At 63.2% G+C, this 11,500-nt stretch carries 7 protein-coding genes and 2 pseudogenes; 8 read left to right on the top strand and 1 reads right to left on the bottom strand.

Annotation, left to right across the window (positions count from 1 at the left end; translation table 11 throughout):
• Position 1: 1 nt before the first annotated feature.
• The 5 genes and pseudogenes from HV670_RS02110 (at position 2) to lpxC (ending at position 6,297) form a co-directional block, all read left to right on the top strand.
• Positions 2–958 carry a D-alanine--D-alanine ligase gene (locus tag HV670_RS02110; RefSeq protein ID WP_281362348.1) on the top strand — a complete coding sequence of 319 codons (957 nt, stop codon included), beginning with the start codon at positions 2–4 and terminating at the stop codon, positions 956–958.
• Positions 959–1,111: 153 nt separating this feature from the next.
• Positions 1,112–1,843 (top strand): annotated as a pseudogene (locus HV670_RS02105) (cell division protein FtsQ/DivIB); the annotation flags it as partial.
• Between the two features lie 382 nt (positions 1,844–2,225).
• Entirely contained in the window at positions 2,226–3,458 is a 1,233-nt protein-coding gene (gene ftsA / locus HV670_RS02100) for a cell division protein FtsA (protein ID WP_175102948.1), read from the top strand.
• A 172-nt stretch (positions 3,459–3,630) separates the two neighbouring features.
• Positions 3,631–4,818, top strand: a complete 1,188-nt coding sequence (gene ftsZ / locus HV670_RS02095; RefSeq protein ID WP_175102947.1) for a cell division protein FtsZ — start codon at positions 3,631–3,633, stop codon at positions 4,816–4,818.
• Positions 4,819–5,379: 561 nt separating this feature from the next.
• The gene (lpxC, locus tag HV670_RS02090; RefSeq protein WP_175102946.1) at positions 5,380–6,297 is read left to right on the top strand and encodes a UDP-3-O-acyl-N-acetylglucosamine deacetylase; all 918 of its coding nucleotides are present in this window, start codon (positions 5,380–5,382) and stop codon (positions 6,295–6,297) included.
• Between the two features lie 206 nt (positions 6,298–6,503).
• Here lpxC and HV670_RS02085 read toward each other — a convergent pair whose 3' ends face one another.
• On the bottom strand, positions 6,504–6,908 hold the full coding sequence (locus HV670_RS02085) for a DciA family protein (RefSeq protein WP_246256924.1): 405 nt from the start codon (positions 6,906–6,908) through the stop codon (positions 6,504–6,506).
• A 321-nt stretch (positions 6,909–7,229) separates the two neighbouring features.
• Here HV670_RS02085 and secA point away from each other — a divergent pair.
• From secA to argJ, 3 genes and pseudogenes are all read left to right on the top strand, one after another.
• A pseudogene (secA, locus tag HV670_RS02080) lies at positions 7,230–9,825 on the top strand (preprotein translocase subunit SecA); the annotation flags it as partial.
• Positions 9,826–9,977: 152 nt separating this feature from the next.
• Entirely contained in the window at positions 9,978–10,058 is an 81-nt protein-coding gene (locus tag HV670_RS32175) for an SEC-C metal-binding domain-containing protein (protein WP_425511374.1), read from the top strand.
• A 147-nt stretch (positions 10,059–10,205) separates the two neighbouring features.
• The gene (gene argJ, locus HV670_RS02075) at positions 10,206–11,444 is read left to right on the top strand and encodes a bifunctional glutamate N-acetyltransferase/amino-acid acetyltransferase ArgJ (RefSeq protein ID WP_175102943.1); all 1,239 of its coding nucleotides are present in this window, start codon (positions 10,206–10,208) and stop codon (positions 11,442–11,444) included.
• Positions 11,445–11,500: the final 56 nt, after the last annotated feature.

Here is an 11,500-nt window from a genome sequence, read left to right as displayed (position 1 = left end):
GATTGGGAAGAGCGGAGTGGATCCGAAAGTTTTTGGGAAAGTGGCTGTTTTGATGGGCGGCGTGTCGGCTGAGCGCGAGGTCTCGCTGAAGTCGGGGCGGCTCGTGCTCGCGGCGCTGCTCGAACGCGGCGTCGATGCGCACGCGTTCGATCCGGCCGAACGCGCGCTGTTCGATCTGCAGCGTGAAGGATTCGTGCGCGTATTCAATGCGCTGCATGGCGGCTATGGCGAGAACGGCACCTTGCAGGGCGCGCTCGAATTCCTCGGCATCCGCTATAGCGGCACCGGCGTGCTCGGCTCGGCGCTCGGCATGGACAAGCTGCGCAGCAAGCTGATCTGGCAGCAGACCGGTGTGCCGACGCCGCCGTTCGAGATCGTCCATCGGGGCGAGGACTATGCGGCGCGTGTCGCCGGCCTGGTTGGCAAGCTCGGCCTGCCGTTGTTCGTCAAGCCGGCGAGCGAAGGGTCGAGCGTCGCGGTCATCAAGGTGAAGTCGGCCGACACGCTCGAGCGCGCGATTGCCGAGGCCGCGCAGTACGACCCGATCGTGCTCGTCGAGAAGAGCATCGACGGCGGCGGCGAGTTCACGCTGTCGATCGCGGGCGAACTCGACCTGCCGATCATCCGGATCGTGCCGGCCGGCGAGTTTTACGACTATCACGCGAAGTACATCGCCGACGATACGCAGTACCTGATTCCGAGTGGCTTGACGGATGCCGACGAAAAGCGGTTCAAGGCGCTCTCGCGGCGCGCGTTCGAAGTGCTCGGCTGCACTGACTGGGGCCGCGCGGACTTCATGCTCGATGCCGACGGCAACCCGTATTTCCTCGAGGTGAATACCGCGCCGGGGATGACGGATCACTCGTTGCCGCCGAAAGCGGCCCGCGCGGTCGGCATCAGTTATGCGGACCTCGTGCTGAGCGTGCTGGCGCAGACGCTCGACAAGGCGGAACGATAGGCAGTACCGCTGGACACGTCGGGATGGAGCCGAGGGGGAAGTGAAGCAGTCGTAGATCTGGAAGACGGAACCGCGCGAAACCGCAGGCGTAATGGCAACTGTAACCGTGGTCGTAGCATTAACCGCAACGAATTGACCAGAACCAACTGAACGATGTGGCACAACACCCGACAACTCAATATGATCGCCTCCGCGCTTTATGCGCTGGTGGTGCTCGCCGTATTGGGTGCGGGGATGCGCTGGACCGCGCAGCGCCCGATGTTCGCGCTGCACGCGATCCGGATCGACGGCGACGCCGAGCATGTCAATGCCGTGACGGTGCGCCGGGCCGTGCTCGATCATTTGCAGGGCAATTTCTTCACGGTCAACCTCGATACCGCGCGTGCCGCGTTCGAGACGATGCCGTGGGTTCGCCATGCGAGCGTGCGGCGCGTGTGGCCGGACAGCATCGCGGTCGATCTCGACGAGTACAAGCCGCTCGCGACCTGGGGCGACGACCGAATGGTCAGCACGGACGGCGAGCTCTTCACGGCGAACCAGGCCGAGGTCGAGGGCGATCTGCCGGCCTTCGACGGTCCGGACGGCAGCGTGCAGGATGTCGTCGCGCGTTACCGCGACTTCGCGAAGTGGTTCGCGCCGCTGCATGCCAAACCGGTCGGGGTCACGCTGTCGCCACGTTATGCGTGGACAGTCAAGCTCTCGAACGGACTCCAGGTCGAGTTCGGCCGAGAGCGCAATGCGCAGACACTCGCGAGCCGTGCGCAGCGCCTCGTCTCGTCATGGGGCCAGACGACGCAGCGCTGGGGCAACGATATCGAGTACGTGGACCTGCGCTATCCGAACGGCTTCGCGATCCGGAGCGCGAGCGTGAAGATCGCGGCCGACCCGGCGAATGCGGCGGCAGCAAGGGCGGACAAGGCGGGCACCGCGGCGAGCAAGGGTGCCGCCAGGCCGGCTGCGGGCAAAGGCGCGCCCACGGAGAAGGGAAGGGCGGCAGTGAGCAAAGCGGCATTGAACAGGACGGCATCGAGCAGGACGGCATCGAGCAGGACGGCAACGAGCAGGACGGCAACGGGCAAGACAGGCGCAGGTCCTGCAGCAGGGGGCGAGACAGCAACAAACAAGGCGCCGGGAAACAACGGGAATTCGGGGAAAACCATCGGCAAATCGGGCACGCCCGCGCCGAAGCAACAAGGGGCCACGCAATGAATGCGATCCAGACCGTGCAGCGCTTGCCGCGGGCATCACACCTTAAGAGTCAAACGCTATGAGACAAGACTACAAGGACCTGCTGGTCGCCCTGGATATCGGGACTTCGAAGGTCGTCGCGATCGTGGCCGAGCTGAAAGGCGAAGGGCACTATGAAGTGATCGGCCTCGGCCAGAGCGAATCGAAGGGGCTCAAGAAGGGCGTCGTCGTCAACATCGAGGCGACTGTCCAGTCGATCCAGCGCGCGCTCGAGGAAGCCGAGCTGATGGCCGACTGCAAGATCACCAATGTGTTCACGGGGATCGCGGGCAGCCATATCCGCAGCTTCAATTCGAGCGGCATGGTCGCGATCAAGGACAAGGAGGTCATGCAGGCGGACGTCGCGCGGGTGATCGAGACAGCGAAGGCGATCAATATCCCGACCGACCAGCAGGTGCTGCATATCCTGACCCAGGAATTCATCATCGACGGCCAGGAAGACGTGCGCGAGCCCATCGGCATGAGCGGTATCCGCCTCGAAGTGAAGGTGCATATCGTCACGGGTGCCGTGTCGGCCGCGCAGAACATCGTCAAGTGCGTGCGGCGCTGCGGCCTCGAGGTGAATGACCTGATCCTGCAGCCGCTCGCGTCAAGCCTCGCGGTGCTGACCGAAGACGAGAAGGAACTCGGCGTGGTGCTTGTCGATATCGGCGGTGGCACGACCGATATCGCGATCTACAGCGAAGGCTCGATCCGCCACACGGCGGTGATCCCGATCGCCGGCGACCAGATCACCAGCGATATCGCGATGGCCCTGCGCACGCCGACGCCCGATGCGGAAGACATCAAGGTGCGCCACGGCATCGCGAAACAGGCGCTTGCCGATCCGGACGAAATGATCGAAGTGCCCGGTCTGGGCGAACGCGGTCCGCGCGTGCTGTCGCGCCAGGCGCTGGCCGCCGTGGTCGAGCCGCGCGTCGAGGAGCTGTTCTCGCTGGTGCAGCAGGTCGTGCGCGAGTCAGGTTACGAGGAACTGCTGTCCTCCGGGATCGTGCTGACCGGCGGTGCCGCGACGATGGACGGGATGGCGGAGCTCGGCGAAGACATCTTCCTGAAGCCCGTGCGCATCGGCGTGCCCGAATACGAAGGCGGCCTTGCCGACGTCGTGCGCAACCCGCGGTATTCGACGGCGATGGGCCTGTTGCTCGAAGGCCGCTCGCAGCGCATGCGCGGGCGCAAGGTCGCGGTGCAGTCGGGCTCGGCGAACCAGGTCTGGGGTCGCATGAAGGAATGGTTTTTGGGGAATTTCTGAACACGGTGGATCAAGCGGTTTAGCAACACGCAGTGGGCTGGCATCACATGAGTTCGCAGAAAGGACGCACGCAAGAAGTTTTGCAGCGCCGGTGGGCGGCGACCGGTGCCTGGTGGAGGATTGCCCGATCCTCTTCCGGATAAAGGCCGATTTATCTCTGACGGAGGCACTAATGGATTTCGAAATGCTGGAAACGGAAACCAACGGCACGATCATCAAGGTCGTCGGCGTTGGGGGGGCGGGCGGCAATGCCGTTCAGCACATGATCAACCGCGGTGTGCAAGGTGTGGAGTTCATCTGTATGAACACCGATGCACAGGCGCTCTCGCGTTCGAAGGCGCAAATCGCGATCCAGCTCGGCAAGACCGGGCTGGGCGCGGGTGCGAAGCCGGACATGGGCCGTTCCGCGGCCGAAGAGGCGCGCGAGCGGATTGCCGACTCGCTGCGCGGCGCGCACATGGTGTTCATCACCGCCGGCATGGGCGGCGGTACGGGCACGGGCGCGGCGCCGGTGGTTGCGCAAATCGCGAAGGAGATGGGCATTCTGACGGTTGGGGTGGTTTCCAAGCCGTTTGAATTCGAAGGTGGCAAGCGCATGCGCGTGGCCGAAGCCGGCTCCCAACTTCTCGAAGATCACGTCGATTCACTCATCGTGGTGTTGAACGACAAGCTCTTCGAGGTGATGGGCGACGACGCGGAAATGGACAAGTGCTTCCAGTGTGCGGATGACGTCTTGCACAATGCCGTTGCGGGTATCGCGGAAATCATCAACGTCGATGGTCTGGTGAACGTCGACTTCGAAGACGTGAAAACCGTGATGGGCGAGCAAGGCAAGGCGATGATGGGAACGGCCACGGTGGCCGGCGTCGACCGTGCGCGTCTGGCGGCTGAGCAGGCTGTCGCCAGCCCGCTGCTCGAGGGCGTCGACCTCTCGGGCGCGCGCGGTGTGCTTGTCAATATCACAGCAAGTCGTTCGCTGCGCTTGTCTGAAACGCGCGAAGTCATGAACACGATCAAGAGCTATGCCGCGGACGACGCGACGGTGATCTTCGGTACGGTCTATGACGATGCGATGGGCGATGCCTTGCGCGTGACCGTTGTCGCGACCGGCCTCGGCCGCGCCGCGAAGAAGACGATGGCCGCGCCGATGACGCTGCTCAAGACCGGTACCGACAATATGCCGGTGGGTTCGGCTTCGCATGGCCATTCGCACAACCCGACCACGGACTACGGCGCGCTCGAAACGCCGGCGGTCTGGCGCAGCACGCGCGAGACGGCGGCCTCGCACGTCGCGGCCCTGCAGGAAAAGGGCGTCGACACGTATGACATTCCGGCATTCCTGCGCAAGCAGGCGGATTGAGCATTGAATGAACTGTTGAAGCGGGAATGTCTGCGGACAGCTTCGGCGGCCGACTATCGTCCGCCTGAACCCTCCGCACGAAATTTCTGGCCTCCTGAGCTGGGAGGTGAGTTGTCGACGTCGGCACGTGCCAGCGCAACCCTGGGTTGCGACGGATGGGTGTCGCCCGACGAGGGGTGTTGCGGAGTCAACGGGGACGCCGCACGCCGGGCATGGTGAACAGTGCCGTTTTTGCGCCTCGGGCAGGGTGCGCGAACGGGTAAGACTTCGACGCCGCGACAGCACTGTGTGGTACGGAGCTTGCTGCTCTCATCATGACGTGCAAGAGAAGTGCATTAGAAGATGTGTCCGGCCGCTCGACGTGCCTCCGTTCGAGCGGTCGGCGCCGCCAATAGGCGCGCAACACACACTCGTAAAAGAGGCAAGGACCGCCATGGCTGGGGCGCAACAGTCGTAATGTCGCGAAACAGTTCGAAACGGTATGGGTAGGAAAAGCAGCTATAATCCGACTATTAAGAATCGAGTCGCGATTGCGATTTTTTATAAAGTAAAGAGTCCGACATGCTGAAGCAGCGAACCATTAAATCGATCGTCAAAACGGTCGGCATCGGTCTGCACTCAGGTCGCAAAGTCGAATTGACATTGCGACCCGCAGGCCCCGATACCGGCATCGTCTTTACGCGTGTCGATCTGCCTCAGTCTATCGAGATTCCCGCGCGGGCCATGAGCATCGGCGATACACGCCTGGCGTCGGTGCTCCAGCGCGAGGGCGCCCGGGTGTCGACTATCGAGCACATCATGTCGGCTTGCGCCGGCCTGGGTATCGACAATCTGTACGTCGACGTGACTGCTGAAGAAATTCCGATCATGGACGGCAGTGCGGCCTCGTTCGTCTTTCTGATTCAGTCGGCTGGCATCGAACAACAGGATGTGCCCAAGAAGTTCATCAAGGTCAAGAAGGCGGTCGAAGTGCGAGAAGGCGACAAATTCGCACGTCTCGAACCCTACTTCGGCTTTCATCTCAAGTTCACGATCGATTTTCGTCATCCGGCGGTCAACAAGACCGGCCAGGAATGCGAAGTCGATTTCGCCGATACCTCGTATGTGCGCGAGATTTCGCGTGCACGCACGTTTGGCTTTGCGCATGAAGTCGAACAGATGCGCGAGCTTGGTCTCGCGCGCGGCGGCAGCATGGACAACGCGATCGTGCTCGACGAGTACCGGATCCTGAACAATGACGGTTTGCGTTATAGCGACGAGTTCGCCAAGCACAAGATGCTCGATGCGATCGGCGATCTGTATGTGATCGGTCACCCGCTGCTGGCGTCGTACACCGCCTACAAGTCGGGTCACGGCCTGAATAATGCGTTGCTGCGCGAGTTGCTCGCGCAGAACGATGCCTACGAGGTCGTCACGTTCGAGGACATCAAGGCAGCGCCGCGCGGTTTCGAGTACGACACGCAGGCCGTATTTGCCTGATATCTTGGCTTGCGCGACGTAAAGCCTCGCTCGACGGGGGCCGTAGGCAAGCCTGGCGATACTCAACGGTATTTAGCGCCGGCGCGCGCAGAGCCTACGCCTACGGATTTAACACGCTATTGCCGTGAGACACGATTAAGAATTGCGATCTTTTTATAAGATATTCTTGTCGCAATAAATCAAATAGCTAGTTACAGGCCGACCCTTCAGGGTCGCTTGTGCCGCGCGACCATTCGCTCCAGCGCGTCGCGCAGCGGTGAAGCCTCGAGGCCGTCGGCGAACGTGCGCAGGCATTCGACGCCGGCCGCGGAGACCTTCGCCTGCTTGGGCACGGCGGGTGGTTTCATGACCGGGCGTACCTTGACCTTGAATCCACTAACGGGCCAGCCGCGCTGCTGGAGGTCCTGCACCAGTCCGCGTTCGAGATGGCGAAGCCGTGCCGCGAGCGCACTGTGGCCGGCAAAGATCGTCAGCACTTCCCCTTTGATTGCGCCGACCGATACATGCGGGGCGAGATAGTCGGGCAGCAGCGTCACGAGGTCGTTTTCGAGCGCCTCGACCTGCCGCATGCCCGCGCGCAGCGCGGCGAGCGCATCGGTTTCGCCGAGCAGGTCGCTGACTGCGCGTGCAGAACGAGGCGAGCGGCGCGATGAACGGCCGGCCGTCGTTCCGGATGGCGAAAACGACGAAGGAGAGGACGAAGAAGACGAAAAGGGCTTCACGCGGCGCGCCGGTTCTTGAAAATTTCGATTAACGGAATCATTGTAGCTTTCTGGGTTGTACCCGGGGTGCGTTGCGGGCCCCGAATTCCCTTTGGGAATCGGCATTTCTGACACAAGGGTTGCCGGGTACAGCGTGTTAAAATCCCGCCTTTGCAAACCCCGAGGCCAAGCCGGCGGGGCGCGCTGGCGCGCCACGACGCAGACGATCCGATGATTTCCGGTGTTCTCAAACAGTTCTTTGGCAGCCGTAATCAGCGGCTGATCAAGCAATATCAGAAAAATGTCGTCGCGATCAATGCGCTCGAGCCGCAGATGGAGCAGCTCAGTGACGAGCAGCTGACCGCGAAGACGGGGGAGTTCCGTCAGCGCGTCGCCTCGGGTGAAACGCTGGACCGGCTGCTGCCCGAAGCATTCGCCGTCTGCCGCGAAGCGAGCCGGCGCGTGCTCAAGATGCGCCACTTCGACGTGCAGCTGATCGGCGGCATGGTGCTCCACTACGGCAAGATCGCCGAAATGCGCACGGGCGAGGGCAAGACGCTCGTGGCGACGCTTGCGGCTTATCTGAACGCGTTGTCGGGACATGGCGTGCACGTGGTCACCGTCAACGACTATCTTGCACAGCGCGATGCCGAATGGATGGCGCGGCTCTACAACTTCCTCGGGCTCAGCGTCGGGATCAACCTGTCGCAAATGGAGCACGACCAGAAGCAGCAGGCCTACGCGGCGGACATCACCTACGGTACGAACAATGAGTTCGGCTTCGACTACCTGCGCGACAACATGGTCTACGAGACCTCGCAGCGGGTACAGCGCGCGCTGAACTTCGGCATCGTCGACGAGGTGGACTCGATCCTGATCGACGAGGCGCGCACGCCGCTGATCATCTCGGGTCAGGCCGAGGATCACACCGAGCTGTATGTGAAGATGAACGCGTTGCCGCCGCTGCTCGAACGCCAGATCGGCGAAGAGAAGGCCGACGGCACGGGCGTCGAAGTACCGGGTGACTACACGCTCGACGAGAAGGCGCGCCAGGTGTTCCTGACCGAGCGCGGCCACGAGAAGGCCGAGTCACTGCTCGCGCAGTGGGGCCTGATCGGCGAGGGCGAGAGCCTCTACGCACCCCAGAACATCACGTTGATGCACCACGTGTATGCGGCGTTGCGCGCGCACACGCTGTTTTTCCGCGACCAGCACTATGTCGTGCAGAACGGCGAGGTCGTGATCGTCGACGAGTTCACGGGCCGCCTGATGGTGGGCCGCCGCTGGTCCGAAGGCCTGCACCAGGCCGTCGAGTCGAAAGAACACGTCAAGATCCAGCACGAGAACCAGACGCTCGCCTCGATCACGTTCCAGAACTACTTCCGCATGTACGGCAAGCTGTCGGGCATGACCGGTACGGCCGATACGGAAGCCTACGAGTTCCAGGAAATCTACGGCCTCGAAACGGTCGTGGTGCCGACCAACCGGCCGCCAAAGCGGACCGACAAGCAAGATCAGATCTACAAGACCGCGCGTGAACGGTACGGGGCCGTGATCAACGACATCCGCGACTGCTTTGAACGCGGCCAGCCGGTGCTCGTCGGCACGACCTCGATCGAAAACTCCGAGCTGCTCTCGGGCCTGCTCGACGAAGTGAAGCTGTCGCACCAGGTGCTCAACGCGAAGCAGCATCAGCGCGAAGCGGAGATCATCGCGCAGGCCGGACGGCCGAAGATGATCACGATCGCGACCAATATGGCCGGCCGCGGTACCGACATCGTGCTCGGCGGCAACGTCGAGAAGCAGGCGGGCTTCATTGAAGTCGATGCGTCGATCCCTGAAGACCAGAAGATCGGGCGCATCCAGCACCTGCACGACGAGTGGCAGTCGCTGCATGAACAGGTGAAGGCCGCGGGCGGCCTGCATATCATCGGTACCGAACGTCACGAATCGCGCCGGATCGACAACCAGTTGCGCGGTCGTGCGGGCCGCCAGGGTGATCCGGGTTCGTCGCGCTTCTATCTGTCGCTCGAAGATCCGCTGCTGCGCATCTTCGCGGGCGACCGCGTACGTTCGATCATGGACCGCCTCAAGATGCCCGAAGGCGAGGCGATCGAAGCGGGCATCGTCTCACGCTCGATCGAGTCCGCGCAGCGCAAGGTCGAAGCGCGCAACTTCGATATCCGCAAGCAGTTGCTCGAATACGACGACGTCTCGAACGACCAGCGCAAGGTCATCTACCAGCAGCGTAACGAACTGCTCGAGGCGACCGATATCTCCGAGACGATCTCTGCGATGCGCCAGGCGGTATTCGCCGAAGTCGCGCGCACCTACGTGCCGGCGGGCAGCATCGAGGAACAATGGAACCTCGACGGCCTGCAAACGGTATTGCGCGACGAATGGCAGCTCGACGTGCCGCTCGCGGCGACGGTCGAGGCGGCCGATGCGATCGAGGACGAGGAGGTCATCGACCAGGTCCTCAACGCGGCGGAAGCTTCTTACGATAACAAGGTGAGCCTGATCGGCCGCGAAGGGTTCAGCGGCTTCGAACGGTCGGTGATGCTGCAGACCGTCGATATGCGCTGGCGCGAACATCTCGCCGCGCTCGATCACCTGCGCCAGGGGATTCATCTGCGCGGCTATGCGCAGAAGAACCCGAAGCAGGAATACAAGCGCGAGGCGTTCGAACTGTTCGCGGCGTTGCTCGATGCGATCAAGCTCGAAGTCACGCGCGTCGTGATGACGGTGCAGATCCAGTCGCAGGCGCAACTCGAGGAAGTCGCCGAAGAACTCGAGGAAGTCGGCGGCCATCTCGAGCATGTGCAATACCAGCATCCGGAATTCGGCGGCGGGGGGGCCGGCGCCGAGTCCGCTGACGATTCGATCGCGGTCGCGACCGTGTCCGCGGGCGCGGTGGCGGCGGCAGTCGCGGCCGGCGGCGACTATGCCGAAGCGGCGGGCGCCGAACCGCGCGTCGCGATGCCGAAGGTCGGCCGCAACGATCCTTGCCCCTGCGGCAGCGGCAAGAAGTTCAAGCATTGTCACGGCAAGCTGGCATGATTCACCGTGGACCCCGCTTGCGGGGTTCACGCCGGCCCGGCGCAGTCCGGGGCCGATAGCCCGATCCCGCGCCCGGCGCGGGTTTTTTCTCTCGGGGCCGCGCCGTCGTCCGGCGGCCGATGGCCCGTTCGATCCGAAGCGCACACGATGGCCGTCAATTTCCCCTCGATCGACCCTGCTCAACTTCACCCCGTCGCCGGCGTCACGCTCGGCTGGGCCGAAGGTCATATCCGAAAGCCGAATCGCAAGGACGTACTCGTCATCTCGCTTGATGAGGGCGCGACGGTTGCCGGCGTATTCACGGCCAATCGCTTTTGCGCGGCACCCGTGATCGTTTGCCGCGAGCATCTCGCGAAGGTGCAGGCAAGCGGCGGCATTCGCGCACTCGTGATCAACACGGGCAATGCGAACGCAGGCACCGGCGAGCCGGGCCTCGCCGATGCGCGCGCGACCTGTGCCGAACTTGCGCGCCTCACGGGTTTGCGCGCCGAACAGATCCTGCCGTTCTCGACGGGTGTGATTCTCGAGCCGCTGCCCGTCGATCGCGTCAAGGCGGCGCTGCCCGACGCACTCGCGCATCGCGACGCCGCCAACTGGTATCTCGGCGCGCAGTCGATCATGACGACCGACACCTTGCCGAAGGCGGTGTCGGCGCAGGTCACGATCGACGGTCATACCGTGACGATGACGGGCATCAGCAAAGGCGCTGGCATGATCCGTCCGAACATGGCAACGATGCTGGGCTTCCTGGCGATCGATGCGAAGCTTGCGCAGCCCGTGCTCGACGAGATGGTCAAGTACGTCGCCGACCGCTCGTTCAACTGCATCACGATCGACGGCGATACGTCGACCAATGACTCGTTCATCATCATGGCCTCGGGCCGCGCCTCGCTGCCTGCCATCACTTCGACGGCCGATCCGGCCTACGTCGCGCTCCGCGATGCGGTGACGGCCACCGCACAGTCGCTCTCGCAACTGATCGTGCGCGATGGTGAGGGCGCGACCAAGTTCATCACGGTCAAGGTCGAAGGCGGTGCGGACGTCGCGGAATGCCGGAGGATCGCTTATTCGATCGCCCATTCACCGCTCGTCAAGACGGCCTTCTTCGCATCGGACCCGAACCTCGGCCGTATCCTGTGCGCGGTCGGTTATGCGGGCATCGACGATCTCGATGTGAGCCGCACGGACCTCTATCTCGACGAGGTGCTGGTCGCGAAGGGCGGCGGACGCAACCCCGACTATCGCGAGGAAGACGGCCAGCGCGTGATGAAGCAGGCTGAAATCACCGTGCGCCTGCGCCTCGGGCGCGGCGAGGCGGAAGCGACGATCTGGACCTGCGATCTGTCGCACGACTACGTGAGCATCAACGCGGACTATCGGTCATAGTACGGGATCGCGTGCCCGGCCATCCTGCCGGGCGCGGGCACTGGATGCTCACTCCG

It is taken from the genome of Pararobbsia alpina, assembly GCF_902859895.1.
Lineage (GTDB): Bacteria > Pseudomonadota > Gammaproteobacteria > Burkholderiales > Burkholderiaceae > Pararobbsia > Pararobbsia alpina.
Note: the sequence above shows the minus strand (reverse complement) of the source record. Positions and strands in the feature narration are given on the sequence as shown.